This is a genomic window from Mycobacterium noviomagense (genome assembly GCF_010731635.1).
In the GTDB taxonomy this organism is placed as follows: Bacteria; Actinomycetota; Actinomycetes; order Mycobacteriales; family Mycobacteriaceae; genus Mycobacterium; species Mycobacterium noviomagense.
Genome location: NZ_AP022583.1, coordinates 1947339 through 1974320, shown reverse-complemented (window position 1 = coordinate 1974320; position 26982 = coordinate 1947339). Strand labels below are relative to the sequence as shown.

The following is a 26982-nucleotide window of genomic DNA, read 5'->3' as shown; positions in this document are numbered from 1 at the left end:
GTACACCGTGCGGCGACATGGGTGGGTTCGTCAAGGTCTTATGGCACTATGTGGTAGTTTTCACATGGTGAACGGTCGTACGCCTGATTCACGGCTGCAGCGGTCGGGCCATTCCCGTAGCCGGGAGCGCCCCTCCCGAGAGGAACGCAAGGAGACCACCCGGCGGGCCATCGTCGCGGCCGCGCTGAAGTTGCTCGACGACCGCAGCTTCGGCAGCCTGAGCTTGCGGGAGGTCACGCGCGAAGCCGGGATCGTGCCCGCGGCGTTCTACCGCCACTTCGAGTCGATGGAGGCCCTTGGGCTGGTCTTGATCGACGAGTCGTTTCGGACCTTGCGTGACATGCTGCGTGGCGCCCGTGCCGGCAAGCTGGACCCGAACCGGGTCATCGAGTCGTCGGTGGAGATCCTTCTCGCCAGCGTGACCGAGCGACGCGAGCACTGGCGCTTCATCGGACGCGAGCGCTCGAGCGGAGTGACGGTGCTGCGCTACGCCATTCGCACCGAGATCCGGCTCATCACCTCAGAGTTGGCGACCGACCTCGCCCGCTTTCCCGGCTTGAACGCGTGGAGCACCGAGGATCTCAATGTGCTGGCAACCCTTTTCGTCAACTCGATGATCGTGATCGCCGAGGCGATCGAGGACGCGCAAAGCACCGAAGCGCTCGAGGAGATCCAACGGATCGCGATCAAGCAGTTGCGCATGATTGCCATCGGCGTGGCCGGCTGGCGCAGCAGTCAGTGACCAACGTGCCCGGCGCGATGATGGAGCGATGGGCATCAGGATGAGAGATCTGCTCGGCAGTGCAGTGGAGTCTTTGCGCTACGAGCCCACCGAGAAGCGGCTGCGCGCGTACCTCGAAGGTGAGCTGGTTGCGGACACCGGTCATGGCCGGTTGCTGTGGGAACCGCGGCGTGTGGTGCCGACGTACGCGGTGCCGGTCTCGGATCTCTCGGCGCTGCTCGAGCCCGTCGAAACCCAGGCAGATCCCAGCGACCGCCGGTTGCTGGACCCGAGCATCCCGTTCGCGGCGCACACGTGCCCAGGCACGGTGTTCGACGTCGTGGTCAATGGGACACGGCGGGCGGCGGCCGCGTTCCGGCCCGAAGATCCCGACCTCGCGGACTACGTCGCGCTCGACTTCGGCGCGTTCGAGTGGCGGGAAGAGAACGAGCCGATCGTGGCCCATCCGCACGACCCGTTCAAACGGATCGACATCCTGGCCAGCACCCGCCGCGTCCGGGTGGAACTGGACGGGCGCCTGCTCGCCGAATCGTCGCGACCGATTTTGCTGTTCGAGACGCTGCTGCCGGTCCGGTTCTACCTACCGCCCGACGACGTGATCGTCGACCTTCAACCGAGCGAGACCGTCACCTACTGCGCATACAAGGGTCGCGCGTCGTACTTCTCGGTGCCCGACGGTCCTGCCGATGTGGCTTGGACCTACCACCAGCCGCTGCACGACGCCGAGCCAGTGAGACACCGAATCGCCTTTTTCGACGAGCGCGTGGACATCGTGGTCGACGGCGAGCGCCGGGAACGCCCGGCCACCCAGTGGTCCCGCTGACGGTGATGCCGTCGCGCGCATCCGGCAAGCTGACTGACCTCACCGGCCCGGGGATCACCGACCGGTGGGGCGTCACGTGTGCCGATCTGGGCGCATCGGTGCAGGCACCCAACGGCACGCTGGTTTCGGTGTTCGGCGACACCTTTTCCGGCGCCAAAGTCGGGAGCGGCGACTGGCGTTCGCCGGTGATCCTCATCGGCACCGGCGACGCCACGCATGAGATCAGCTACCAGCGCGCCGGCGGCGACGACCCCGACTACGCGCGGCAGCTCTGGCACTACCAGCACTGCGACACCGGTGCGACCCGCCACGGCATCAGCACAGTGATTCCGTCCGATGTGTTGCGGGTGGACGACGCCCTTTATCTGCACGCGATCGTGAACCGCGGTTTCGGCAATGTCGTCTGGACTGAGATCTGGCGATCTGACGACAGCGGGATCTCGTGGCGGCACTTAGGTGATCGCGCGAAGTTCGCCGGCCGGCTGCACCGGGGCCACGCGCAGTGCTGGTCGTGGGACTACGACCCCGACGACGGCTGGGTCTACGTGGTGTCCACCGGCTTTCAGCGTGACAAAGGCATCATCTTGAGGCGTGTTCGCCCAAGCGGTATCGGCGACCTATGCCAGTACGCGGGCTGGGGCGTGGCGCGCGGTCGCTGGTCCTGGGGCCACAGACCGAGCCTGATCACTCCCCCCGGCGAAGCCTGGGGTGAGCTCTCGCTGCGCCGACTGGCCGGCGGGAAATGGATTCTCGGCGGATTCCTGTCGTCGCACTATGCGCTGGGATATCGGGTCATCGATTCGCCGACCGCGGTGTCGGATGCAGCGGTTCAGGTGCCCATTGTCGGCAGCACATGGGATGACGAAGACCACGCGAACAACCGGGTCGCGCAGCTCTACGGCGGATACGTTCTTCCCGGTTCGCAAGTCGATGTCGCCGGTGGCGTCGGTCTCGCAGTTTCACAGTGGAACACCGCGCACGGTTGGCCTTATCGGGTGATGCAGTTCCGGGCGACGCTGCGCGACACGACCCTCTGACCGTGATCACTCGTCGGCGACCTCGAACAGCGAATCGCCGTCTTCCGGCGTCCCGCTGATCTGGCCATGATGTGCCCGGCCGGGCGGTTCCTCCGTCGGAGGTTGCTCGTCGGAAGCGGCATCCAGCACGTCGGGCTGTTCGGCGGCGAGTCTGGCGTCGAGGGATGGTCCCTCGCGTTCTTCGCGTTCGGTCATGCCGAAGCGGTTCGCCTCGCTCCAGTGCTCGGGCGGGTCCACCACAATGTCGCCGTCGTCGTTGCGGACCTCATCGGAGTCGGTTGACTCGCTTTGATTCAGGGTGTCGCCCGGACCTCCCTCTTCGGGGAAGTCCGACGGGCCGACAAGTTCGTCGGCGTTGTCTGTAGCCATAGGCCACGGTTGCCCCTGGTGTGGGGCGACTAAACCGCTGGTCGTGCTCCCCCGCGGCCATTCAGAAGTTCAGCGGGTAGCCACCGCTGACCTTCAGGGTTTCCCCGGTGATGAAGGAGGACTCGTCGGAACAGAGGTACAGCATGGCCGACACGGCGTCGCCCATGGTGCCGAGCCGGTGCACGAGCTGGCGCTCCCGAACGATGTCGTCCACCAACGCATGTGGCAGATCGGCGAGCGCATTCTCGGTGTTCATCAATCCTGGAGCGATTGCGTTGACTCTGATCCGGTCCGGGGACAGCTCGTAGGCGAAGGCGACGGTCAAGCCGCGCACCGCGAGCTTGGAGACACCGTACGGGCTGATGTTCATGAACCCGGCCATCGACGAGATGTTCAGCACCACGCCGCCGCCGCGCTCACGCATCGAATCCCGGCACGCCAGAGTGCAATTGACGATACCGATCACATTTACCTCGAACAGGTCGCGCAGGTCGTCGCGCGACAGCACGTGAAACGGTTGGTTGTACTTCGTCAGGTGGCGGCCGGCGTTGTTGATCAAGATGTCAATGCCGCCCAGCTGTTCGATCGCTGTACCGACGGCGGTGTCCACCTGGAGTTCGTCGGTGACGTCGCACGTGACGGCGATCGCCTGAGCCCCTTCGGAGGTCAAGTCGGCGACGGTGCGGTCGGCGGCAGCGCGGTCGATGTCCGCGATTGCCACGCTGGCGCCTTCACCGGCCAGCGCGCGGGCGAAGGCTCGCCCTAATCCCGTCGCGCCACCGGTGATGAATGCGGTCTTCCGCTGGAATCCCACGGGGCAACGGTATCGCGGTCACGAGCCCTGTCCGGGCACTATTGCGTCGGCTAGCGGGGCGCCCGCCACATCGGCCATAGTGGCGGCCCGCCATTGGGCAGCGCGATCTGCCCGGTGACCGTGAAGCCGAAACGCTCGTAGTACGGCACATTGTCGGGTTTGCTCGACTCCAGGTAGGCCGGACAGTGCTCGGCGTCGCAGCGGTCCAGCCGTGAACGCATCAGGGCCTGGCCGAATCCGCGGCCGCGGACCGCGGTGTCGCTGCCGATCACGGCGAGATACCAGTGCGGTTCCTCTGGGTGGTGGCGCGTCATCAGTTCGATCGCGTCGCGCGCGCCAATCAGCCGCAGGCCAAATGTCCGGATAAGCATGGGCAGCATCGCCAGCTGCTCACCGGGTGACTGTTTCCACCGGTTCGGCGGATCCCAGAGTGCCGCCGCCCCGATGGCGGGCCCGTCGCAAGCCACTTCGACGCCGCCGCCGGCAAGGTGATGGTGGCGCGTCAGCGTCGCGAACAACCCCGGCAAGCGCGCCGACCGCTGCTTGTCGTGGGGCAGCATCCAGGTGGTGACCGGGTCGTCGTAGAACGCTCGGCCCAGCACGCGCGACAACTCGCCGATATCGGCTTTGCGAGCGGGACGCGCCTCGATCGTCACATCGGCCAGGCTATATGGCCGAAGCGCTGTCGAGCGCGAGCCTAAGCTCAGGGATAGCTCGAGTAGCCCCAAGGCAGAGAGGCCGACGGTGTGGGATTTCGAAACAGACCCTGAATATCAGCAGAAACTCGACTGGGTCGAAAAATTCATGCTCGACGAAGTCGAGCCGCTCGATCTCGTCGCGCTTGATCCGTACGACAAGAACAACCCCGACACCATGGCCGTCCTGCGGCCCTTGCAGCAGAAGGTCAAGGACCAAGGTCTGTGGGCCGCGCATCTGCGCCCCGAGTTGGGCGGTCAAGGCTACGGCCAGGTCAAGCTGGCGCTGCTCAACGAAATTCTCGGTCGATCACGTTGGGCACCATCGGTATTCGGCTGCCAGGCACCGGATTCGGGCAACGCCGAAATCCTGGCCATGTTCGGCACCGACGAGCAGAAGGCTCGCTACTTGCAACCACTGCTCGACGGCGAGATCACATCGTGCTACTCGATGACCGAACCGCAGGGCGGGTCTGATCCGGGGATGTTCGTCACTCGCGCCGAGCGCGACGGCGACTCCTGGGTGATCAACGGCGAAAAGTGGTTTTCCACCAACGCAAGGCATGCCTCGTTCTTCATCGTCATGGCCGTCACCAAGCCCGATGCGCGGACCCGAGAGAAGATGTCGCTGTTCATCGTTCCGGCAGAGACTCCGGGCATCGAGATTGTCCGCAATGTCGGCGTGGGAGCCGAGTCGTCGCAGCATGCCAGCCACGGCTACGTGCGCTACACCGACGTTCGGGTGCCGGACGACCATGTGCTCGGCGGCGAAGGGCAAGCGTTCGCGATCGCCCAGACCCGGCTCGGTGGCGGCCGCGTGCATCACGCGATGCGCACTATCGCGTTGGCGCGCCGTGCTTTTGACATGATGTGCGAGCGCGCGGTGTCGCGGCAAACCCGGTTCGGGCGGTTGGCTGACTTGCAGATCACGCAGGAGAAGGTGGCCGACAGCTGGATTCAGATCGAGCAGTTCCGGCTGCTGGTGCTGCGCACGGCCTGGCTGATCGACAAGTATCACGACTACCAGAAGGTGCGCCGCGACATCGCTGCGGTGAAAGTCGCCATGCCTGCGGTGTTGCACGACGTGGTGCAGCGCGCCATGCACCTGCACGGCGCGCTCGGCGTGTCCAACGAGATGCCGTTCGTCAAAATGATGGTGGCCGCCGAGTCGCTGGGCATCGCGGACGGCGCCACCGAGCTGCACAAAATGACGGTGGCCCGGCGCACCTTGCGTGAATACGAGCCGGTGTCAACGCCTTTCCCGTCGCAGCACTTGCCGACCCGGCGCGCCGAAGCCCAAGCTCGACTAGCTGAACGCCTCGAACACGCGGTCGCCGAATTCTGACGACGGCGCGTCAGGAGATGTAGCGGACGATACTTTCCGCCACGCACGCCGGTTTTGCCGATCCCTCGATCTCGATGGTTGTCGACAAAGTGGCTTGCACCGCGCCGTTGCCGAGGTCGTCGACGCCGACCAGCGAGCTCTGTGCGCGGATCTTCGAGCCGACCGGCACCGGCGCGGGAAAGCGAACTTTGTTGAGGCCGTAATTGACTGCCAGCTTGATGCCCTTCACCTCGTAGATGTCGTGCATGAGGCGCGGAAGCAACGACAAGGTCATGAACCCGTGCGCGATGGTCGTGCCGAACGGCCCCTTGGCGGCCCTTTCGGGGTCGACATGGATCCACTGGTGATCGCCGGTCGCATCGGCGAACAGGTTGACCTCTTTTTGAGTGATCGTCACCCAGTCGCTTTGGCCGATGGTCTCGCCCTTCGCGGCGGTGAGCTCGGCGACTGACTCGAAAGTGCGCATTCGGTGTTCTCCTCCGTTGGCCGGAAAATTTGGACCACGTGGTAAGCATCGTGCCACTTCGTGATTCGCCCTTGGCGCCGCCTGCCAGCCGCTGGCAATGTTTCGCGCGGATTCCCGTTCGGGTAGTCACCGTCGAGGCACCCCGACAAGGGGCGTCGGAAGGGACGAACATGACCGCCAACAAGGGCAACAAGGCCGAGTCGGACGTCGAGCCGGAGAGCCACGAGACACGGTCACGTGCGGGCGGCGAGTCCGACGACGGCAGCTACGTCGGTCGCACTAATCCCGACGATGCTCTCGATGCCGGCGAAACCGGAGCCGAGGCCCGCAGCGAGCGCGGATAACCAGACCGCTGGCGCAGGATTAACCGGTGAGGCTCTTGTTGCTTGCCGATACTCACGTACCGAACCGGGCGCGAGACCTGCCCGCCCAGGTATGGGAGGAGATCGAGGCCGCCGATGTCGTGCTGCACGCCGGAGACTGGGTGGCGTCGCAGTTGCTTGACGAATTGGAATCCAGGTCGCGTCGACTGGTGGCCTGCTGGGGAAACAACGACGGCCCGGCGTTGCGGTCGCGGCTGCCGGAGCGGGCGGACGTGACGCTCGCCGGTGTGCGGTTCACGGTTGTGCACGAAACCGGCAGTAGCGCCGGCCGGGAGGTCCGGATGTCGCGCCGCTATCCCGACACCGACGTCCTGGTGTTCGGGCACAGCCACATCCCGTGGGATTCCACGACGGATACCGGGCTGCGGCTGCTGAATCCGGGCTCCCCGACCGATCGGCGCCGGCAACCGTCGTGCAGCTACATGACCGCCACGGCGATCGACGGCACCCTCAGCGACGTGGCGCTTCACCGCCTCCCGTAAATAGCTCCTAAACAGAGGTATTATTGCGGGCGTGGAGACATCTACCGACCTGGGCGCCGAGTTGTCCCGGGTCATCGGGCGATTTCGCCGCCAGCTACGTCGCTCCGCTGGCCATGGATTCACAGCCGCGCGGTTGACCGAATCACAGGCGGAGCTGTTGTGGCTGGTGGGACGGCGTCCAGGGATTTCGGTGAGCCACGCTGCGGCCGAACTCGGGCTGGTGCCCAACACCGCCTCCACCCTGGTGTCCAAGCTGGCCGCCGAGGGGCTGCTGGTCCGCACCGTCGACACCGCCGACCGCCGAGTGGGCAGGTTGCAGCTCACGGAATCCGCCCAGCAGATGGTCGATGCGTCTCGCGCCGCGCGCCGGGCAGTGCTGTCCGACGTGCTCGGCGAGCTCGACCATGACCAGATCGCAGCGCTGACCGATGGATTGGAGGTCCTCGAGACCATGGCCCGGATGATGCGGGAACGCTCAACATGAACCAATTCCCAGAGCTCGCTGTCGATTGCCGGCATCTGACATACCGCTACGGCCAGTTCACCGCCGTCGATGACTTCACCCTGCAGGTGCGGTCCGGCGAGACCATGGGCCTGCTGGGCCCCAACGGCGCCGGAAAGACCACGGTAGTGCGCATGCTTACCACGTTGACACCGGTGCAGCATGGTGAGCTGCAGATTCTGGGTTTCGACGCCCGCACTGACACCGTCGACATCCGCTGCAATATCGGCTATGTGCCCCAGCAGCTTTCGATGGAGCCAGCGCTGACGGGCCGGCAGAACGTGGAATGGTTCGCGCGCCTCTACGGTGTGCCGCGCGCCGAACGCGCCGACCGTGTCGACGCGGCACTCACAGCGATGCAGTTGCTCGACGTCGCCGACCGGCTGGCTGCCACCTACTCCGGCGGCATGGTGCGCCGGCTGGAACTGGCCCAGGCGCTGGTGAACCGGCCGTCGCTGCTGATACTTGACGAACCTACCGTCGGCCTGGACCCGATCGCTCGTGACGGGGTGTGGGCGCAGGTGCGAAACATGCAGGCGCAGTTCGGCATGACCGTTCTGGTCACCACCCACTACATGGAGGAGGCCGATTCGTTGTGCGACCGGGTCGCGCTGATGCACCGCGGCAGGTTGCAGGCGGTCGGAACGCCTACCGAGTTGAAGTCGACCGTGTCAGACGAAGCGACTCTCGAGGATGTGTTTCGTCAGTACGCGGGCTCCGGCTTGGATGACGACACATCGTCACAGGGTGTGCATGAAATCCGTTCCATCAGAAAGGCGGCGGGTCGTGTCGGTTGATTACGCCACAGGCGCTCGTCTGGTTCACGCTCCCCGCGGATGGCGACGACTGCACGGAATGTGGTCGCGGGTCAGCGCTTTCGCGATTGTCGAACTGCAGAAGCTGCAGCATGACCGCACCGAGCTCATCATGCGCATGGTGCAGCCCGCGCTGTGGCTGTTGATCTTCGGTACGACCTTCAGCAAGTTGCACGTCATCGACACCGGACCGGTGTCCTACCTGGCGTTCCTGGCGCCCGGGATCATCGCCCAATCAGCGTTGTTCATCTCCATTTTCTATGGCATACAGATCATTTGGGATCGCGACTCCGGCGTGCTGGCCAAACTGATGGTGACTCCGGCGCCGGCGTCGGCGCTCGTCACCGGTAAGTCGTTCGCGGCCGGGGTGCGGTCAGTCGCCCAGATCGTCGGCGTGCTAGGGCTGGCGTATCTGATGGGCGTGCAGTTGACCGCCAATCCGTTACGGGTCCTCGCAGCAATCGCGGTCGTCATGCTCGGTGCCGCGTTTTTCGCATGCCTGTCAATGACATTGGCGGGCTTGGTGCGCAACCGGGATCGTCTGATGGGTATCGGTCAGGTCATCACCATGCCGTTGTTCTTCGCCTCCAACGCGCTCTACCCCGTCGACGTCATGCCCAAATGGCTGCGCGTGCTCAGTAGCACCAACCCACTGAGTTACGAAGTCGACGCCCTGCGGGGCCTATTGATCGGTCCCGGATACCAGCTCATGGATATCGCGGTGTTGGCCGTGGCGGCGGTAGCCGGCATCGCCACAGCCTCAGCACTATTGCCCCGGGTGGTCCGTTAGGCCGAGTCCGCTCCGACTCTTAATCGTTAGCCAACCGCGACGTCATACTTCGGCGTCGACATACGCCAGACCCCATACCGCTGTGTTTGACTGCCGAGGACAGGCAGTCGACCGCGTCTAGCGGCAGATGAAAGTTGGGATGGTTAGGAGCTATGAAGTTCGTTGAAAAGTTGCGTGACGCAGCAGCGGTTTGGCCGCGACGGCTGACGATCGCGGCCATGGGGGCTGCCCTATTGCCTGGGCTGATCGGCGTTTTCGGTGGCTCGGCAACCGCGGCGGCATTTTCCAAACCAGGCCTACCGGTCGAGTATCTGCAGGTGCCCTCACCAGCGATGGGGCGCAACATCAAGGTTCAATTCCAGGGCGGCGGCCCGCACGCGGTGTATCTGCTCGACGGCCTGCGTGCCCAGGACGACTACAACGGCTGGGACATCAACACTCCGGCGTTCGAGGAGTTCTACAAGTCGGGCTTGTCGGTGATCATGCCGGTCGGCGGGCAGTCCAGCTTCTATTCCGACTGGTATCAACCTGCCTGCGGCTCAGCCGGATGCCAGACCTACAAGTGGGAGACGTTCCTGACCCGCGAACTGCCGGCCTGGCTGCAGGCCAACAAGCAGGTCTCGCCCACCGGCAATGCGGCTGTCGGGCTGTCGATGTCGGGGGGTTCGGCTTTGATTCTCGCCGACTACTATCCGCAGCAATTCCCTTACGCCGCATCGCTGTCCGGCTTCCTCAACCCATCTGAGGGCTGGTGGCCGACCATGATCGGCCTGGCGATGAACGACGCCGGCGGATACAACGCCACCAACATGTGGGGTCCGACCAGCGACCCGGCATGGAAGCGCAACGACCCGATGGTCCAAATTCCGCGGTTGGTCCAAAACAACACCCGCATCTGGATTTACTGCGGTAACGGCACCCCGACGGATCTGGGTGGCGACAACATGCCGGCCAAGTTCCTGGAAAGCTTCACACTGCGCACCAACGAACAGTTCCGGGACAACTACATCGCGGCCGGCGGGAGAAACGGCGTGTTCAACTTCCCCGCCAACGGCACGCACTCATGGCCGTACTGGAACGACCAACTGGTGGCCATGAAGCCCGACATCCAACGGGTGCTCGCGTCCGCACCAAACCCTGCCTGACACATAAGAAAAGCATCGGCAGCAGCGCACCGTCGCGCTGCTGCCGATGTTTTCGTTAAGCGGCCGTGAGCCGGGCGATCGCGCGCAGCGGAATCGGCAGCCATCCCGGGCGGTGCCGCGACTCGTAACCCGCCTCGTAGACCGCCTTGTCCAGTTCGTAGGCCAACAGCACGAGCGCCGAATCGCGCGGGTCGACTCCGGCTGCGGCGGCATACCCGTCGCAGAACGCGGTGTGGTTGCGCTCGACCCATTCTCGAGCCCGGGCGGCCAGCTGCTTGTCGGGCGCCAGATCCACCAGCGGCCCGTAGGCGGCGTATTCGTAGGACCGCAAGACGCCGGCCACGTCGCGCAATGGCGAGTCCGGCGCGCGCCGTTCGGCCAACGGCTGACCGGGCTCCCCTTCGAAGTCGATCAACAGCCAGCGGTCCGGGGTGCGCAGCACCTGGCCCAGGTGCAGATCACCGTGCACCCGCTGAATGGTGATCGTCTCTTGTGCCAGCTTTTGGAATCGCTGTTCGATCGTCGCGGCGTACTCCTCCAACTCGGGCACAGCGGCCACCGTCGACGAGAGCCGAGACAGCATGGTGTCGACCGGGAAGGTGGCCTCCGATGTGCCGAGCTCCTCGGCGAGAGTTGCATGCACTGATGCCACGGCCTCACCGAGCCGGTAGGACTCGCCGGCGAAGTCGCCGCCGACCTCGTAGGCGTAGAGGTCGCCCTCGGCGAAGAGGTCGCGCACGCTGGCGTTGGCCATGGCCCAGCCTTCGGCCGAGTTGGCGGCATATTCGGCCACCATGCCCAGCGCGAACGGGGTGCCGTCGGCCGAAGCGATTTCGTACGCGCCGAACAGCCGGGCGACATGGGGGTTTCCGGCGCGGCCGAGCACTCGGTTCAGCTCGATGTCGGGGTTGACACCGCTGATGAGCCGGCGGAACACCTTGAGGATGGCCTTCTCTTCGAAGATCACGCTGGTGTTGCTTTGTTCAGCCTCCGACACCCGCGGTAACGCCTGCACTGGCAGCGACACAGCCGGCTCTCTACTGAATCTCACCTGCCCAGTTGAGAAGTCGCGTACCGCTGAGGAGTCGATCAGCGACAGCAGAAACTGCGTTGAGTCAGGGTCGTACAGCGCGTCATACGCGGTGCGATCGTCGTCGGCGCCGATAGTGGCGACCGTGGTGTACTCCGACAGTGGTGCGGAATCCCAGCTGACCAGCACCTGGTAGCGTTCCGACGACCCGTTGGAGTACGCCACATCGACAAGCGCCAAGTCGAGATCGTCGCGCAAGGGCACGATTACTTCCGCCTCAGCGGAACTCAACTCGCGGTTGCGACCGGCATACCAACGTTGCTGTGGAAGCCATTCTGACCAAGGGAGATTGGCTGCGGAACTCATTGCGTCTCCTCAGAGGGGGTCAGCTGGAACCAGTAGAACCCGTGTCCTGGCAAGGTCAGTAGGTACGGGAGCTGGCCGATGCGCGGAAACTCCACGCGCCCGCTCAACTCGACCGGCGTATACCCGTTCCAGTGCTGCAGGTTCAATTCGATGGGCTGCGGGAAGCGCGACAGGTTGTTGATGCACAGCACCACGTCACCGTCGGCTTCCCGGACATACGCCAGCACCGACGGGTTGGAGCCGCCGAGTTCACGGAACGAGCCGACGGCGAACGCCTCGTGACGGCGGCGTACAGCCAGCATGGTGCGCGTCCAGTTCAGCAACGACGACGTGGTGTCGCGCTGCGCTTCGACGTTGACGGCCTGATAGCCATAAACCGGATCCTGGATGGGCGGCAGATACAACCGGCCCGGGTTGGCGGTGGAGAAGCCGGCGTTGCGGTCGGGTGTCCACTGCATCGGAGTGCGCACCCCATCGCGGTCACCGAGCCAGATCACGTCGCCCATGCCGATTTCGTCGCCGTAGTACAGGACGGGTGAGCCGGGTAGCGAGAGCAGCAGCGCGGTGAACAGCTCGATCTGGTTGCGGTCTTTTTCCAGCAACGACGCCAGCCGGCGGCGGATCCCGACGTTCGCTTTCATCCGCGGGTCTTTGGCGTACTCGGAGTACATGTAGTCGCGTTCTTCGTCGGTGACCATCTCCAGCGTCAACTCGTCGTGGTTGCGCAAAAAGATTCCCCACTGCGCCATCTTCGGAATCGGCGGTGTCTGGGTCAGGATCTCCGAGATCGGGAAGCGGGACTCGCGGCGGACCGCCATGAAAATGCGGGGCATCAGCGGGAAGTGGAATGCCATGTGGCATTCGTCGCCGCCGGTATCAGGATCGCCGAAATACTCGACCACATCGCTCGGCCACTGGTTGGCCTCGGCCAACAGCACCCGGCCCGGGAATTCGTCGTCAACGACTCTGCGGACCCGCTTCAAAAACGCGTGCGTCTCAGGCAGGTTCTCGCAATTGGTGCCCTCCCGCTCGAACAGATACGGCACCGCGTCCAATCGGAATCCGTCGATCCCGAGGTCGAGCCAGAAGCGAATGACGTCGAGCATCGCCTCCTGCACCGCCGGGTTGTCGTAGTTCAGGTCCGGCTGGTGCGAGAAGAAGCGATGCCAGTAGAACTGGCGTCGCACCGGATCAAACGTCCAGTTCGACTCTTCGGTGTCGACGAAGATGATCCGGGCGTCGGCGTACTTGTCGCTGGTGTCGCTCCACACGTAGTAGTCGCCGTACGGGCCGTCGGGGTCATGGCGGGACTCCTGAAACCACGGGTGCGAGTCAGATGTGTGGTTCATCACCAGGTCGGTGATGACCCGAATGCCGCGGCGGTGAGCGGCGTCGAGCAAGGTGACGAAGTCGTCGACGGTGCCGAATTCGGGCAGCACCTTGTAGAAATCGCGGATGTCGTAGCCGCCGTCACGCAGCGGCGAATCGTAGAACGGGGGCAGCCAGATGCAGTCGACGCCCAGCCATTGCAGGTAGTCGAGCTTCTCGGTCAGCCCACTCAGGTCGCCGCAGCCGTCCGCGTTGGCGTCGTAGAACGCCCGCACCAGCACTTCGTAGAAGACGGCGTGCTTGTACCAGGTTCGATCGGCGGGCAGCGCAACTGCATCGGCGAAGTCGTCTGCGCTGGGGTGCTCGACAACGCCGGCTTGGACGTGGCTGCCCTCGGCCGGATCGTGCTCGACGGCGTCTATCGTGTCTCTCGTCAAGTCCACGAGTCTACAGGTATCCGAGATCCACCACAGCTAACCCTCTGTGGCCCAATCGAATTGAGCCACGCCGCGTGGTTGCCTTGCGCACCGGTATCAGCCAGGCGGTCCCGGGGCCAATGTCACATTCACGGTACGCGGCCCGCCCATCCCGCTTTGCAGGCCTAATGCGACGGTGTCGCCGGGATGGTGCTGGTCGAGGATGTTGGTCAATGCAGTGGCCGAGTTGACCGGCTGGCCGTTGACCGAGGTGATCACGTCGCCTGGGGTGATTCCCGAATCGGCGGCCGGACCCGGGGATATCACCCGTTGGATTACCGCCCCCGCGCCGCCCCTGGCGTCGGAAACGCCGATGCCGAGGAATCCGGTGGGACCGATGTGCACGCTAGGCGACGCGGCGCCCGAGCGGATCTGGCCGGCGATGGCCATGGCTTGGTTGATCGGGATCGCGAAACCTTCACCGCGGCCGAGTTTGTAGTTATCGGAGGCGGCGGTATTCATGCCGATCACCTGGTTGGCGCTGTTGACCGTCGGGCCGCCCGAGTCGCCGGGACGTATCGCCGCGTCGACCTGGATCAAACCGCTGAGGGTCTCGGAGCTACCGGTCAAGGCGTCCGCAGCCGACACGGTCTGGTTCAGCGCGGTGACGCGCCCGGGGACAGCGCTGGGAGCTCCGCCAACACCGCCGGCGTTGCCCAGCGAGACGATCGGGTCGCCGACCCTGACTGTGGACGAGTCGCCGATATTGGCCGCGGGCAGTCCGCCTGCCCCGCCGAGCTGCAGCACGGCGATGTCATGGTTGCGGTCGTAACCGATTACCTCAGCGGCGTAGGACTGACCGTTGCCGATGTCCTTGGCGCTGATATCGGTCGCGCCGGCGATGACGTGATTGTTGGTCAGCACCACGCCGCCCGGATCGATCACGATGCCGGTTCCGGCGCCTACCGCGCTCTGGTAGCCCATCTTGGTGTCGATGTCGACGATCTGCGGGCCGACCTGCGACACGGCGGACAGCGGGTCAATAGGGGCGGGCGCCTCCCGGAACCTGTCCAGCGTGGGCGGCGACGCGTACGCGGGTGCCATAGCAAAAGCCAATCCCGCAACAGCCGTCAAACTCAGTAAGCACGACGACCACCATGGTTTCCGCCGGTGCCATCCGCTCATCCCGTTACCTCCCGATAGGCGTAAGACTGAAGGATTGTCGCAGCCTTTGTGCCTTGACAGTAACCTGTCAGCGTCTTCACCGTAGTCTGCATCCCCCTGCCAAGGTCCGCATCCTGCAGTGGCGTGCCGCAGCCGGCACGGGATACGGAATAGCCAGACGAACGCTTCGACAAACGAAGCGACGCCCTCAGGGACGCGGCGTGATTGGGCCGGTGAGATGGCGGCTCAGGTCGCCCACCATGTCGACGAGTGTGTAGTCGCGAAAGCAGAACCTCCACGCGCCATTGACGCGTTCGAACCGATCGTGGTAGCGGCCGGCGACGATTGGCTGGAGCGGAAAGTCGCCGGTCTGCTGCAGCACCATGTAGTAGCTGCGACAGCTCGCCGTGCCGGCGTCCTCGTCGACCTCGATGACCGGGTTGGTGACCAAGTGCTTGGTTCGAGGCGTTCCGTTCGGATAGATGACCACCGTGGCCTTCCAGAGCGCGAGCATGGCCGCCGCGTCGACGGTGCCGTCGCCGTCGCCGCCGACCCGTAGGCGGGCGTGCTCGAACAAAGACGCCGCCCCAGCCAGATCGCCGCTGTCCATGTACTCGGCATAGCGGTACAAGAGGTTGGTGATCTGCGTCTCGGCCGACATGACGTCAAGCTAACCGTGCGGGCCGGTTCTAAGCTGGGCGCGTGGTCGAATTCGACCCGAAGGCCCAGTTCGCCCAAGCGCCCGTCGCGCGACTGGCCACCGTAACGCCTGGCGGCATGCCCCACCTGGTGCCGGTGGTGTTTGCGCTCCGCGATGACGTGGTCTACACCGCTGTTGACGCCAAACCCAAGACGACACAACGACTGCGGCGGCTGACCAATATCGAAACCAACCCGCAGGTCAGTGTCCTGGTCGACCACTACGCCGACGACTGGACGCAGCTGTGGTGGGTCCGTGTCGACGGCGTGGCAACAATTCACCGCGACGGGGACGCCCGGCGGATCGGATATCAGCTGTTACGCGCGAAATATGCTCAGTACCAACGGGTTTCGTTGGACGGCTCGGTGATCACCGTTGCGGTGCAGCGTTGGGCCAGTTGGCATGCCTGATCGACGTCGATCTCCACCCGCCTAACCCGCCGAAACCTGCGTTTTGCGGGCCGTTACTCGTACTTTCGCAGTAAAGAGTCAATCTCGATGCGCCGCGGGGTTAGGGCGGGGTCGAGTCGGCCTCACTCGCCACCGAGTCCTGCGGCGTGACCCTTTCCAGAAACCGCAACAGCTCGACCGGGAAAGGAAGAACCAGCGTCGAGTTCTTCTCGGCAGCGACCTCGACCACCGTTTCCAGCAGACGCAACTCCAGCGCCGCCGGGTGGTCGGCCATCACTTCCGCGGCTTTGGCCAGTTTCTGGGAGGCCTGCAACTCACCGTCCGCAGTGATCACCCGGGCGCGTCGCTCGCGTTCTGCCTCGGCCTGCCGCGACATCGACCTCTTCATCGAGTCGGGCAGCACCACATCTTTGATCTCGACGCGGTCGATGTGGATCCCCCAGCCCAGCGCCGGGCTGTCGATCATCAGCTCCAATCCCTGGTTGAGTCCTTCCCGGTTGCACAGCAGGTCGTCGAGGTTGCTCTTGCCGATAATCGATCGCAGCGACGTCTGCGCGACCTGTCCGATCGCCGACATGTAGTCCTGAACATCGACAGCCGCGCGCACCGGGTCCGACACCTTGAAATAGATGACCGCGTCCACCCGAACGGTGACGTTGTCGCGGGTAATGCCGTCCTGGGCGGGCACCGGCATCGTGATGATCTGCAAGTTGACTTTTTGCATGCGATCAGCCACCGGAAGCAGCCAGGTGAGCCCAGGCTGGCGCACGCTAGGTAAGACTCGCCCGAACCGGAAGACGACGCCGCGCTCGAATTGCTTGACCACGCGCACGCTGCTCGCCAGGAAGAGCGCGCCGATGACTCCCGCCGCGGCGATCACATCGAGCACGATCACCGTGCGACCGTTCTTTGCCCTTGGCCAGCCAGCGGGACCGGCGGGCCCGCCTTCATGGGTCCGATTGTCCCACCGGCGTTTCTGCATCTCAACACGCCGCCGGCCAGGCCATTTCTGCAGCACAGACCAGACCTCGGTCTTGTGCTGTGTGGGCGGCAAGGGCAAGGTGACTAGTAGGTCCGTGATCTGGGCCACACCCCCGCAGCAGGGTGGTATCGCCACCTTGATGCGTGGGCGAGTGACGCGACCCGGGACGCAAGGAGAGGAACGTCATGGCAGACAAGACGACTAGTGCTCAGGGCGCCGGAGCCGCCCCCGCTGTAGACAGTCCGGCCGCCGTTCGCAATGTGGTGCTGGTGGGGCCCTCGGGCGGCGGCAAAACCACCCTGGTCGAGGCGCTTCTGGTCGCCGCGGGCGTGTTGTCTCGACCTGGCTCGGTTGTCGACGGCACCACAGTCTGTGACTACGACGATGCCGAGATCCGCCAGCAGCGGTCGGTCGGGCTTGCGTTGGCATCGCTGTCGCACGACGGCATCAAGGTCAACCTGATCGACACGCCAGGTTATGCGGACTTCGTCGGCGAGTTGCGCGCCGGCCTGCGAGCCGCAGACTGCGCGCTGTTCGTCATCTCGGCAAGCGAGGGCGTCGACGAGCCCACTAAATTGCTCTGGCAGGAGTGCAAGCAGGTCGGCATGCCGCGAGCGGTGGTGATCACCAAACTCGACCATGCCCGGGCGAACTACCAGAACGCCTTGTCGACTTCCCAGAATGCCTTCGGCGACAAGGTCTTACCGCTGTATCTACCCGCGGGTGACGGTCTGATCGGGCTGCTGTCCCAGACGCATTACGAGTACGGCGGCGGCAAACGCACGACGCACCCACCGGACTCGTCGCACGCCGATCAAATCGAGGAGGAGCGCGGCGCCCTGATCGAGGGGATCATCGAGGAGTCCGAAGACGAATCGCTGATGGACCGCTATCTCGGCGGCGAGAAAATCGACGAGTCGGTGCTCATCGACGATCTGGAAAAGGCGGTTGCCCGCGGTTCGTTTTTCCCGGTGATTCCGGTCTGCAGCGCAACCGGCGTGGGCACCCTGGAGTTGCTCGAGATCATCACCCGCGCGTTTCCGTCTCCGCTGGAACACCCGCTGCCCGAGGTTTTCACTCCGCAGGGTGCACCCCGCCTTCCCCTGGCCTGCGACGCCAATGGCCCACTGCTTGCGGAGGTGGTCAAGACGACGTCGGACCCCTATGTCGGGCGTATCAGTCTGGTCCGGGTGTTCTCCGGGACCATCAAGCCCGACGCGACCGTTCATGTGTCGGGCCACGTCACGTCGTTCTTCGGCACCGGCAACGGCCACGCCGACCACGACGAGGACGAACGCATCGGAGCCCTTTCGTTCCCGCTGGGCAAACAGCAGCGCCCGGCTTCGGTGGTGGTGGCCGGCGACATCTGCGCGATCGGCCGGCTCAGTCGGGCCGAAACCGGCGACACGCTCTCCGACAAGGCGGAGCCGCTGGTGCTCAAGCCCTGGACCATGCCGGAGTCGCTGCTGCCGATCGCGATCCAGGCACACGCCAAGACCGACGAAGACAAGCTCTCCGTCGGGTTGGGCCGGCTGGCTGCCGAAGACCCGACGTTGCGGATCGAACAGAACCAGGAGACCCACCAGATCGTGCTCTGGTGCATGGGTGAGGCCCACTCCAGCGTCGTCCTCGATGCTCTGTCCAATCGCTACGGCGTCACCGTGGACACTGTGGAGTTGCGCGTACCACTGCGAGAAACTTTCGCGGGCAAGGCGAAAGGCCATGGACGTCACGTCAAGCAATCCGGTGGACACGGACAGTACGCCGTCTGCGATATCGAAGTGGAACCGCTGCCGGAGAGTGCGGGCTTCGAGTTTGTCGACAAGGTGGTCGGCGGCGCGGTGCCGCGGCAATTCATTCCCAGCGTGGAGAAGGGCGTGCGGGCACAGATGGAGAAGGGTGTGCACGCCGGTTATCCCGTCGTCGACATCCGCGTCACCCTGTTCGACGGCAAGGCCCACAGCGTCGACTCGTCGGACTTCGCCTTCCAGATGGCAGGTGCGCTGGCGCTGAAAGATGCTGCCGCGGCGACCAAGGTGATCTTGCTCGAGCCGATCGACGAAATCTCGGTGCTGGTGCCCGACGATCTGGTCGGCGCGGTGATGAGCGATCTCTCCGGGCGGCGCGGACGGGTACTGGGCACCGATACCGCGGGCGACGAGCGCACGGTGGTGAAAGCCGAAGTGCCGCAGGTTGAATTGACACGCTATGCCATCGACTTGCGCTCGCTGTCGCACGGCGCTGCGTCCTTCACTCGCTCGTTCGTGCGCTACGAGCCGATGCCTGAATCCATCGCGGCGCGAGTGAAGAAAGCGGATTGATCCGTTACTGGCCCAGCCAGTTTAGGGTCGCGGCTAGGTCTTTGACGTCGACGCCGATGCCGCGGCACTCGTCTATGCCGCGGTCGTACAAGCCTGAAATGGCGTCGGAAACAAGGACAATTCGAAAGTCGCGTTCGGACGCCTCGTAGATCGACGTGCGCGGGCAGTTGGGATAATTGCAGCCGGCGAAGACGAGCGTGTCGGTCCCGTTGCCGCGCAAGTGCTCCTCGAGGCTGGTCTGGTAGAAGGCACCCCACCGCGGCTTGTACATCACATGCTCGGCGGGCCCGATCTGTTGGAAGCCACCTGTTAGCAAGTGTTCGTGGTCGAGCTCAACGGGATTCGGCAACAGCTCGGGTGCGATCTGCGAGCCTGTGCTGCCGGGTGTGGCGATCCGTGACCCTTGCTCGACCGAGCGCCGTCGCACCAGGTCCACGTTGGCACCGTCCGGTCGGTACAGCCTGACGACGTGGACGATCGGTAAGCCTTTGTGGCGGAACGCTGTTGCGAGCTTGGCCATCTGAGGAATGGCGTCGCGTGTGCCCGCCACGGGCAGGGGAGCATCCTCGGCGTAGAAGTCGCGCTGGACATCGATGAGAACGAGCGCCGCCGACTCGGGCACGGGACGGGTGTAGGGATCGCTCATGGGTCTTGTCTAACAGACGGCCGGCCGGCTTTAGCGGGGTACGGAGATCGAAACTCCACGGGCATGTGTTTGCGTAACGAATAACCGGCTTCACTATTCCGGGCAAATTGGCATGGTGCGAAGTCAATTCGCGCAGTTGTTCGCCGCGGGCAGTGCTGGCCGACATGCTCTGACCTACTGCCCGACCCGTGCGGGTCGGTTCTCTGAGCACGGTCTTGCCAGCTCTTAAAGCGCAGTCTTGGACTTAAGTTCTCTGGCATACTGCGCGCCGGCTTCGGTGAGTTTGAGCCAGACGGAGAATGCCCACATTCCGGGATCGTCGTAGTGGTTAACGAACAGGTCGTATACCCGTGACATTGCCGCGTCCAGCGGAAGGTCGTCCCATCCGTCAAACTCCATGAGGCCGGCGTCGACGAGCGACCGTATAGCGGACAGCGCCAGTTCTTGTTGTGCCGCGACGGTCTGCGCAAGGTGCTCACCGGTGATCACCGATTCCACTTCGGCCAGCGGCACCTGGTCGTAGAGTCCGCTGATGAGCAATTCCCTGCAGAGCCGCTCTTGTGCGCGCTGGTTTTCGGCGCCGCGCACCTGATCGGGTTGAGTCATTGTTTCACGCACTCCCAAGCGTCTTATTCAGTCGGTTCCCAGACACCGCCATGTTGTCCGGGTAATGGGCCTCCTTCACCGCCGCCCATGCTTCCTCCACCAAAGCCGCCTGTTCTAGGCGCCGGGGGCAGTGGAGCTGGCGGCTCGACAGGTGCTCGCTCGACGGGAGCTCGCTCGGCCGGCGGCGCGGCGGTTGGGGGCGCGGGTTGCGGCCGGCCAGCAGGTGGCGGTTCGGCCGGCGCCCGCGGTGGAGGTGCCTCGGGTCGCGCCGGGCTGGCTGGCGGCGGGATTTCCGGTACGCCTCCTCGTTCAGGGTTGATGTGGACCTTGATATAGCCGCTGTCGCCAGGGACTCGGACATCAAGTGCCGGTTGTTGGGTGGAATCGGCGGCCTCGCGCCGCCCGACGATGGTGCCGTCGGGCAAATCCCGCATTTCACCCGGCTTCGTACCGTAACCTCCTGGCCGGTCGACTCCGTGCTGGTTTCATCCAGTTCCACAAGTTGTCGAGATCCTGCTGCGAGCGGACTTCTCTAATCCGTGGGTTACTGCCCTGCGGCGGTTTGTCGAGCACCCCGCGGATATCGGCGCCGCTGGGTCCTGAGGGTGGTGCCGGCGGCTGGTCCGGTCCGGTCTTCCACGCGTGGTCGACAAGCCTGACGTGTCGTTTGTCGTCACCGTCGCCGATGGTGTCGTCGGTGGGCACGGGTGACTCGTCGAAGCTGAAGCCGGTGAGGTCGCCCAGGGCGGTGGTAATGCTGGACCCGATCTGCTGATCGAGATTGAACAGCTGCACCGCCCGCTGGCGGATGTTGCCCGCGCGCGCCTCGGCCTGCGCCTGCCGGGCGGCCTGCCCTGCGGCGGTGGCGGCGATCCCGGCGTCTTGGACCGTGCTGTCGTCGTAGACGTTGAACCCGGCGTCCCAGGCGTCCTCGACTGCATAGCGCAGCGCGCTTTGGGCGGCGGACTCGTTGGACGCGCCGTCGCGGGCGATCTTCGCGGCTGCACGGTAGCGCTGGGCGACGCCGCTGGCCTTATCCTCATCGGCGGCGGCCCGGCTCTCGGACTGCTCGTAGGCTTGCCCCTCCCAGCCGGAGGTGCGGATCAGGTTGTTCACCTCAGCGAATCCCGACTCCAGCCGGTCGGCGAAGCCCTCCCAGTAGTCGGCACTCTCGGTCAGGTGATCGGTGCCCCACGACATCAGCTCAGACAAGCCGGAACTGCTCCCAGTCCTGCCATCTACACCACCTGCCCGCCTACAGCGCGCAGCTTGGCCGCTGACTGATCTTCGTTGTCGTCGTAGGCTGTCTTGGCCGCCGATAGCGCGGAGCGGGTGGCCTGCATCCGCGCCGCCGACGCCGCTTGGACCGCCGCCACACCGGCGTGCCCGGCGCTGCACGCCGCCGCGCTGGGCCGGCTCGACGGCCCCGACACCGGAGCCTCACCGGCGGCTACCTCACTGGCCAGTGCGCCGCAGCGGGACGCCACCGCCCGCAGTGCTTCAGGTACCCGCAGCACTTCTGCCACATTGGGGAGCGTAACCCGCCTGGCCGGACGCGGTCAGCCTCTCACGCAGGCATAAGTGCTGCCGGTCACGCGTGGTGCTGAAGCCAACGGTCGGGCCGTCGCGCGCAAGCCCCTGGCGCGAAATACTCTTTCGACAAGAGGGCTCTGAATGGCGACCGCCACCGCATCTAGACTGCGGCCGGCCCGCATCAACTTCTTCGACCACCCCGAGGAACTGCTGCGCGACGAGTCCGTCGACGAACCAACCGTATCGGCGCCGTTCATTTTGCTGAACACCCGGTTCAAGGCGGACCTTGCAGTCGAAGCTGCACTGTTCCGCACCGAATCAGAGTTTGCTGGGCGCGAAATAGGGTAGATATTGAGGAAAGCAATGTGGTGCTATTCAGCGCACCAGCTCGAAGGGGTGGACAGGATGCGAAGAGCGCTTCGACATGTATTTGTCGTGGCAGGGGCTGCGCTGGCGGCCATGGCGGTGTCGGTAAGCCCTAGCTTGGCAGCAAGTGCCCCGCCGCAGGCGGCTCCCGGCATCGTATCGATCCAGCCAGCGAACGGCGAGCTGGTCGGCGTCGCCCATCCGGTCATCGTCACCTTTAGCGAGCCCGTCATCGACCGGCCCGCCGTCGAGCGGACGATCAAGATCATTTCCCCGACCCACACGACCGGGCGATTCAACTGGGTCGACGACAACACGGTGCAGTGGATGCCAGACCAATACTGGCCGCCTCACAGCACGGTCAAAGTGCAGGTGCACGCATTGACCACCGGGTTCGAAACCGGCGACACGGTGAAGGCGGTGGCCAGTATCTCCGCACATACGTTCACCGTCAGCATCAACGGCGAGGTGGTCCGCACGATGCCGGCGTCGATGGGCAAGCCGAGCCGTCCGACACCGATGGGCTCGTTCACCGCCCTCTCCAAAGAGCGCACCGTCACCTTCGATTCGCGCACGATCGGCATCCCACTGAGTTCGCCTGAGGGCTATCTCATTCAAGGGCAGTACGCCGTGCGGGTGACTTGGAGCGGTGTCTACGTGCACTCGGCGCCATGGTCGGTCGACTCTCAGGGCTATGCGAACGTCAGCCACGGTTGCATCAACCTCAGCCCCGACAACGCTGCCTGGTATTTCGATACCGTGCACATCGGCGACCCGATCATCGTGGACGCCTGACCGGGCGGGAGGCATGCCGATCGGGTAGCGCGCCTACCCTCGACGTCATGGCCAACACACTGCAAGACCCCAAAGTCGCTACCGCCCTTCAGCGGATGTATGACGAAACGCGAGATCAGATGGCGCAGTTGCGCGACAAGCGCGACGAGTTGCGGCGGCTGTCCTCGCTGAGCGCGCAGGAACGCGCCGACGCGATGAGCGACTTCTACATCCCGGTCACGCCCGACGCCGGCCGGCTGCTGTATTCGCTGGTGCGAGCCGCTCGGCCGGCAACAATCGTCGAATTCGGCATGTCATTCGGGATTTCGGCCATCCACTTGGCGTCGGCGGTGCGCGACAATGGCAGCGGCCGTGTCATCACCACGGAACTCAGCGCCACCAAAATCGCGGCGGCCAAGAAGACGTTCGCCGACATCGGGCTGGACGATCTGATCACCGTGCTCGAAGGCGACGCATTGTCGACCCTGACGAGCGTGGACGGCCCCGTCAACTTCCTCTTGCTCGACGGGTGGAAGGAGCTGTATCTGCCGGTCATCAAGCTGCTCGAACCGCAGCTGTCGCCCGGCGCCCTGATCGTCGCGGACAACACGGAGATGGCCGACACGAAGCCTTACCTGGACCACGTGCGCAACACCGAAAGCGGCTATGTCAGCGTCAACTTCAGCGCCCGCGAAGCAGACAGCATGGAAATCAGCTGCCGCGTCTGACAGTAACGGGTGTTAGGAGAGTCTCGATGACGTCGACAAAAGCGCGGGCGGTGCGTTTCGACCGCTACGGCGGGCGCGATGTGTTGTACGTGACCGACATCGACATGCCCTCCCCGGGCCGCGGGGAAGTGCTCGTCGAGGTTCATGCCGCCGGCATCAACCCCGGGGAGGCGGGGATCCGTCAGGGTGCCATGCACGAGATATTTCCGGCCACGTTTCCTTCTGGGGAGGGCAGCGACCTTGCCGGCGTCGTGGTCGCGGTGGGACCTGACGTGAGCGAGTTCTCGGTCGGTGATGAAGTGATGGGCTTCAGCTTGCGCCGGTCCAGCCACGCCACTCACACTGTCGTGCCGGTAGGACAGTTGATCCGTAAACCGCCCCAATTGAGTTGGGAGGTAGCGGGTTCCCTCTATGTCGTCGGCGTCACCGCTTACGCAGCCGTGCGCGCGGTGGCGCCGCAACCCGGTGAGACAGTGGCGGTTTCGGCGGCGGCCGGCGGGGTCGGCAGCCTCGTCGTGCAACTGTTGGTGCGCCAGAAAGCGCGAGTCCTGGGGATCGCGTCACGAAACAGCGCCGACTGGCTGCAAGCCCACGGCGTCATCCCGGTCGAATATGGCGACGGCCTCGCCGACCGGTTGCGGGAAGCCGCACCCGACGGTATCGACGCGTTCATCGACTTGTTCGGACCCGAATACGTGCAACTGGCGGTCGATCTAGGGGTGGCACCGCAACGCATCGAGACCATCATCTCGTTTCAAAAGGCTGCCGAAGTCGGCGCCAAAACCGACGGCAGCATGGACGCCTCGACGCCGGAAGTGCTCGCAGAAATGGCGGAGCTGGTCGCCTCGGGCGCCATCGATTTCGACATCGCCGCTACCTACCCGCTCGACCAGGTCGCCGACGCTTTCGAGCAGCTCGAGCAGCGGCACACTCACGGCAAAATCGTTCTGCTGCCCAACTGAGCGCTACCGCAGCGATTCTTCCAGCCACGGCGTCAGCCATTTCACACCTTCCGGCGTGAGGTGCACACCGTCGCTGCGGACTTGAATCCCGTCGACCTTGGCGGTGTAGATGCCGTCAGGACACAGCTTCTTGTTCAGGTCCAGCAGCGACACGTTCGGGCGCTGTCCGATCGTGCGGCGCAGCAACGCGTTCCATTGGTCAACGCGATCCGGTTGGTCTTCCGGGTAGAGCGTTCCGTCCGCGCGTTCGCCCCGCCTGCTGTAGGGCACGGTGGCCACCGACAGTCGAACACCGGTGCCGCTGAGGATATCTACCGCGCGTTGCAATTCGCCGGCGAGGTATGCGTCGAACGTCGGGTCACCGATGTGGGTCCACCGTCCCTCGTTGACCCGGTCGACCGTCTCCCAGCGCCCGATGATCAACAGCGCGACGTCGGGCTGATCCGCGGCGATCTGTGCGGACCATCGGCTCGGCCAGTTTTCGCATTCCGGTTTCTGGTCCAGGGTTTGGCCCAGGTACCGATAGGGTCCGCCGCGCACCAAGCTGCACCCGATGACCGTGTGATCGACGAAGTGGAAGCCCGGCGTCGAAGGAAGGTAGTGCATCAACGTCCAGGCGATCGAGTCACCGAAAACCGATACGGTGAATGGCCGGTTGGGGTTTCGCTGTCCGACGGGATGTACGGGAACTACCGGTGGCGAGGGCGAAACAGCAGCAACCGAAGAAACACCCGGCGGCAGGCTGCTGTCGACTCCGGCACGCGGGCCCATACCCACCGGAACAATCAGCAGCGTCGCCGCGACCGCGCTGCCGACAGTGGCGCCGGCCAGCGGCAACAGCGGTACGCGCATCGGGCGCCACCGTCGAATCGGCTGTTCGACCACCCACCACGACACGGCGGCCACCCCAACCGTGACAGCGCAGCGGACGGCGAACAATCGCCAGCCCGACCATCCGGTGCGCTCCCCGTTGAGCGCCAAGAACACTGGCCAATGCCACAGGTAGATCCCGTAGGAGATGGTGCCCAGCCACACCAAAGGCGGGCACGACAGCACCCGGGCCAACACTGCGCGCTGGTTTAGTGCCACAGGGGCGATCACTGCGGCGGCGGCGAGCGCTACCGCGATCAGCAACCCGTGGCGGAATTCCTGCGCACTGCCCCGCGCGAAGTGTGCGGCCGCCGCCAATGCCACGAGGCCGACGACCGGTAGAACGCGAGTGGCCCATTTGGCCCACCGGTTGCGGATCATGCAGCGACCGCGATTCAGCGCCGACCAGTCGCGCACCAGCAGCGCCGACGCCGCGGCACCGGCCAGCAATGCCGGCGCACGGGTATCGGTACCGAAATAAATTCGGTCATGCGCGGCCTCTGAGGACACGACCATGACCGCGGCGGCCGAACTGGCCGCGCCCAGCGCGGCTATCAGGAACACGAGGAAGCGGACGCCGGCCAGCGTCGCCCACAGCCGGTAGTGCTTGGCCCATGCCGCCAGCAACACGGCCACCGCTATCAGCAGGAGCGGCCAGAGGAAGTAGTACTGCTCCTCGACTCCCAGCGACCATGTGTGTTGCAGCGGCGACGGTGTCGCGCCTTGGGTGAAGTAGTCCGTCTTCTGCGCGACGAATCGCCAGTTGGCCAGCCACACGAAGGCGGCGATCGCGTCGCCGCGCAGTCCGGCGACAGCTTCCTGTGGAAGCAGGTCGCGGGCGATGCCCACGGTCAGCACCATCAGCACAAGCGCGGGCAGCAGCCGACGGGCGCGGCGAATCCAGAAGCCGGACAATCCGATACGGCCGGTGCGTCCCAGTTCGTCAAGCAGCAGCGACGTGATCAAAAAACCGCTGAGCACGAAGAAGATGTCCACGCCGATGAAGCCGCCGCCCATGCCGGGCACGCCGCCGTGCTCGAGGAGCACCAAAGTGACAGCTACGGCGCGCAACCCGTCCAGCGCGGCGATGCCCGAGCCCGGTCGGTGGTGCGCTAGCTCCGGGACTGGGGCAACCCATCGCGGCCGTCGAGCCGCGCCGGCGACGATGTAGCGCGGAGCGGTGCGGAGGAGCGGCGCTTGTGACGAGCGAACCGGCGCAGGGTAAGCCCTGGCCGGTTCAGTGCTGGCTCGTCGCGCGCCCGGACCGCCCGGCCGGACGGCGCTGTAGTTGCCGCCGATACGTCGTCGCCCCCTGCCTGTCGGATCGCAGCAAGTTTAGATGCGACCGGCCCGCAGGAGCGGAAGACACGA

At 64.9% G+C, this 26982-nt stretch carries 30 protein-coding genes; 16 read left to right on the top strand and 14 right to left on the bottom strand.

Going from position 1 to position 26982, the window contains the following annotated elements:
* Positions 1 to 67: 67 nt before the first annotated feature.
* From G6N15_RS09060 to G6N15_RS09050, 3 genes are read left to right on the top strand one after another with little or no spacing between them, the layout of a single operon-like run.
* Positions 68 to 742 carry a TetR family transcriptional regulator gene (locus G6N15_RS09060; protein WP_083086912.1) on the top strand — a complete coding sequence of 225 codons (675 nt, stop codon included), beginning with the start codon at positions 68 to 70 and terminating at the stop codon, positions 740 to 742.
* Positions 743 to 770: 28 nt separating this feature from the next.
* Complete coding sequence (locus tag G6N15_RS09055; RefSeq protein ID WP_083086844.1) at positions 771 to 1565, top strand: DUF427 domain-containing protein; 795 nt, start codon at positions 771 to 773, stop codon at positions 1563 to 1565.
* Between the two features lie 5 nt (positions 1566 to 1570).
* Positions 1571 to 2602, top strand: a complete 1032-nt coding sequence (locus G6N15_RS09050) for a DUF4185 domain-containing protein (RefSeq protein ID WP_083086913.1) — start codon at positions 1571 to 1573, stop codon at positions 2600 to 2602.
* A 6-nt stretch (positions 2603 to 2608) separates the two neighbouring features.
* Here G6N15_RS09050 and G6N15_RS09045 read toward each other — a convergent pair whose 3' ends face one another.
* From G6N15_RS09045 to G6N15_RS09035, 3 genes are all read right to left on the bottom strand, one after another.
* On the bottom strand, positions 2609 to 2971 hold the full coding sequence (locus G6N15_RS09045; RefSeq protein WP_083086845.1) for a hypothetical protein: 363 nt from the start codon (positions 2969 to 2971) through the stop codon (positions 2609 to 2611).
* A 61-nt stretch (positions 2972 to 3032) separates the two neighbouring features.
* Positions 3033 to 3785: an SDR family NAD(P)-dependent oxidoreductase gene (locus tag G6N15_RS09040; RefSeq protein ID WP_083086846.1), complete on the bottom strand. Its 753-nt coding sequence runs from the start codon at positions 3783 to 3785 to the stop codon at positions 3033 to 3035.
* Between the two features lie 50 nt (positions 3786 to 3835).
* Positions 3836 to 4441 (bottom strand): GNAT family N-acetyltransferase, encoded by a 606-nt coding sequence (locus G6N15_RS09035; RefSeq protein WP_083086847.1) that lies wholly within the window; start codon positions 4439 to 4441, stop codon positions 3836 to 3838.
* Positions 4442 to 4529: 88 nt separating this feature from the next.
* Here G6N15_RS09035 and G6N15_RS09030 point away from each other — a divergent pair, with 88 nt between their 5' ends.
* Positions 4530 to 5825, top strand: a complete 1296-nt coding sequence (locus tag G6N15_RS09030; RefSeq protein ID WP_083086848.1) for an acyl-CoA dehydrogenase family protein — start codon at positions 4530 to 4532, stop codon at positions 5823 to 5825.
* A 10-nt stretch (positions 5826 to 5835) separates the two neighbouring features.
* Here the strand turns inward: G6N15_RS09030 and G6N15_RS09025 are convergent, their stop codons facing one another.
* A complete protein-coding gene (locus G6N15_RS09025; RefSeq protein ID WP_083086849.1) occupies positions 5836 to 6291 on the bottom strand; it encodes a MaoC family dehydratase in 456 nt (151 codons plus the stop codon).
* Positions 6292 to 6461: 170 nt separating this feature from the next.
* Here G6N15_RS09025 and G6N15_RS22730 point away from each other — a divergent pair, with 170 nt between their 5' ends.
* From G6N15_RS22730 to ag85C, 6 genes are all read left to right on the top strand, one after another.
* Positions 6462 to 6635 (top strand): hypothetical protein, encoded by a 174-nt coding sequence (locus G6N15_RS22730; RefSeq protein ID WP_169922498.1) that lies wholly within the window; start codon positions 6462 to 6464, stop codon positions 6633 to 6635.
* Between the two features lie 26 nt (positions 6636 to 6661).
* Positions 6662 to 7156, top strand: coding sequence for a metallophosphoesterase family protein (locus tag G6N15_RS09020; protein WP_083086850.1), 495 nt, complete (start codon positions 6662 to 6664; stop codon positions 7154 to 7156).
* A gap of 22 nt (positions 7157 to 7178) precedes the next feature.
* Positions 7179 to 7640, top strand: a complete 462-nt coding sequence (locus G6N15_RS09015; RefSeq protein ID WP_083086851.1) for a MarR family winged helix-turn-helix transcriptional regulator — start codon at positions 7179 to 7181, stop codon at positions 7638 to 7640.
* Positions 7637 to 8455, top strand: a complete 819-nt coding sequence (locus G6N15_RS09010) for an ATP-binding cassette domain-containing protein (protein WP_083086852.1) — start codon at positions 7637 to 7639, stop codon at positions 8453 to 8455. Before G6N15_RS09015 ends, G6N15_RS09010 begins: the two co-directional genes overlap by 4 nt.
* Entirely contained in the window at positions 8445 to 9263 is an 819-nt protein-coding gene (locus G6N15_RS09005; protein WP_083086853.1) for an ABC transporter permease, read from the top strand. Before G6N15_RS09010 ends, G6N15_RS09005 begins: the two co-directional genes overlap by 11 nt.
* A gap of 152 nt (positions 9264 to 9415) precedes the next feature.
* Complete coding sequence (gene ag85C / locus G6N15_RS09000; protein WP_083086854.1) at positions 9416 to 10408, top strand: diacylglycerol acyltransferase/mycolyltransferase Ag85C; 993 nt, start codon at positions 9416 to 9418, stop codon at positions 10406 to 10408.
* Positions 10409 to 10463: 55 nt separating this feature from the next.
* Here ag85C and G6N15_RS08995 read toward each other — a convergent pair whose 3' ends face one another.
* From G6N15_RS08995 to G6N15_RS08980, 4 genes are all read right to left on the bottom strand, one after another.
* Entirely contained in the window at positions 10464 to 11804 is a 1341-nt protein-coding gene (locus G6N15_RS08995; protein ID WP_083086855.1) for a maltokinase N-terminal cap-like domain-containing protein, read from the bottom strand.
* Positions 11801 to 13555 carry a maltose alpha-D-glucosyltransferase gene (gene treS, locus G6N15_RS08990; protein WP_179961821.1) on the bottom strand — a complete coding sequence of 585 codons (1755 nt, stop codon included), beginning with the start codon at positions 13553 to 13555 and terminating at the stop codon, positions 11801 to 11803. Before treS ends, G6N15_RS08995 begins: the two co-directional genes overlap by 4 nt.
* A 111-nt stretch (positions 13556 to 13666) precedes the next feature.
* A complete protein-coding gene (locus G6N15_RS08985; RefSeq protein WP_083086857.1) occupies positions 13667 to 14734 on the bottom strand; it encodes a S1C family serine protease in 1068 nt (355 codons plus the stop codon).
* 187 nt (positions 14735 to 14921) lie between these two features.
* Positions 14922 to 15374: a nuclear transport factor 2 family protein gene (locus tag G6N15_RS08980; RefSeq protein WP_083086858.1), complete on the bottom strand. Its 453-nt coding sequence runs from the start codon at positions 15372 to 15374 to the stop codon at positions 14922 to 14924.
* A 41-nt stretch (positions 15375 to 15415) separates the two neighbouring features.
* On the opposite strand from G6N15_RS08980, the gene G6N15_RS08975 reads away from it, so the two are divergent.
* Positions 15416 to 15823 carry a TIGR03668 family PPOX class F420-dependent oxidoreductase gene (locus G6N15_RS08975; protein ID WP_083086859.1) on the top strand — a complete coding sequence of 136 codons (408 nt, stop codon included), beginning with the start codon at positions 15416 to 15418 and terminating at the stop codon, positions 15821 to 15823.
* A 100-nt stretch (positions 15824 to 15923) separates the two neighbouring features.
* Here G6N15_RS08975 and G6N15_RS08970 read toward each other — a convergent pair whose 3' ends face one another.
* Positions 15924 to 16718, bottom strand: a complete 795-nt coding sequence (locus G6N15_RS08970; protein WP_179961797.1) for a slipin family protein — start codon at positions 16716 to 16718, stop codon at positions 15924 to 15926.
* A 272-nt stretch (positions 16719 to 16990) separates the two neighbouring features.
* Between G6N15_RS08970 and G6N15_RS08965 the strand changes: the two genes are divergently transcribed.
* On the top strand, positions 16991 to 19126 hold the full coding sequence (locus G6N15_RS08965; RefSeq protein ID WP_083086860.1) for an elongation factor G-like protein EF-G2: 2136 nt from the start codon (positions 16991 to 16993) through the stop codon (positions 19124 to 19126).
* A gap of 4 nt (positions 19127 to 19130) precedes the next feature.
* Here G6N15_RS08965 and G6N15_RS08960 read toward each other — a convergent pair whose 3' ends face one another.
* The 4 genes from G6N15_RS08960 to G6N15_RS08945 form a co-directional block, all read right to left on the bottom strand.
* Positions 19131 to 19772, bottom strand: a complete 642-nt coding sequence (locus G6N15_RS08960; RefSeq protein WP_083086861.1) for a cysteine hydrolase family protein — start codon at positions 19770 to 19772, stop codon at positions 19131 to 19133.
* A gap of 225 nt (positions 19773 to 19997) precedes the next feature.
* On the bottom strand, positions 19998 to 20378 hold the full coding sequence (locus G6N15_RS08955) for a hypothetical protein (RefSeq protein ID WP_083086862.1): 381 nt from the start codon (positions 20376 to 20378) through the stop codon (positions 19998 to 20000).
* 435 nt (positions 20379 to 20813) lie between these two features.
* A complete protein-coding gene (locus G6N15_RS08950; protein WP_139797761.1) occupies positions 20814 to 21590 on the bottom strand; it encodes a hypothetical protein in 777 nt (258 codons plus the stop codon).
* Positions 21591 to 21616: 26 nt separating this feature from the next.
* Complete coding sequence (locus G6N15_RS08945) at positions 21617 to 21904, bottom strand: hypothetical protein (RefSeq protein ID WP_083086864.1); 288 nt, start codon at positions 21902 to 21904, stop codon at positions 21617 to 21619.
* 148 nt (positions 21905 to 22052) lie between these two features.
* Here G6N15_RS08945 and G6N15_RS08940 point away from each other — a divergent pair, with 148 nt between their 5' ends.
* From G6N15_RS08940 to G6N15_RS08925, 4 genes are read left to right on the top strand one after another with little or no spacing between them, the layout of a single operon-like run.
* Entirely contained in the window at positions 22053 to 22259 is a 207-nt protein-coding gene (locus G6N15_RS08940) for a hypothetical protein (RefSeq protein ID WP_083086865.1), read from the top strand.
* A gap of 57 nt (positions 22260 to 22316) precedes the next feature.
* Positions 22317 to 23072, top strand: a complete 756-nt coding sequence (locus tag G6N15_RS08935; RefSeq protein ID WP_083086915.1) for a L,D-transpeptidase — start codon at positions 22317 to 22319, stop codon at positions 23070 to 23072.
* Between the two features lie 47 nt (positions 23073 to 23119).
* Positions 23120 to 23779, top strand: coding sequence for an O-methyltransferase (locus tag G6N15_RS08930; RefSeq protein WP_083086866.1), 660 nt, complete (start codon positions 23120 to 23122; stop codon positions 23777 to 23779).
* Between the two features lie 26 nt (positions 23780 to 23805).
* Positions 23806 to 24741 (top strand): NADP-dependent oxidoreductase, encoded by a 936-nt coding sequence (locus tag G6N15_RS08925; protein ID WP_083086867.1) that lies wholly within the window; start codon positions 23806 to 23808, stop codon positions 24739 to 24741.
* A gap of 3 nt (positions 24742 to 24744) precedes the next feature.
* Here G6N15_RS08925 and G6N15_RS08920 read toward each other — a convergent pair whose 3' ends face one another.
* Positions 24745 to 26778 carry an acyltransferase family protein gene (locus G6N15_RS08920; protein WP_083086868.1) on the bottom strand — a complete coding sequence of 678 codons (2034 nt, stop codon included), beginning with the start codon at positions 26776 to 26778 and terminating at the stop codon, positions 24745 to 24747.
* Between the last annotated feature and the right edge of the window lie 204 nt (positions 26779 to 26982).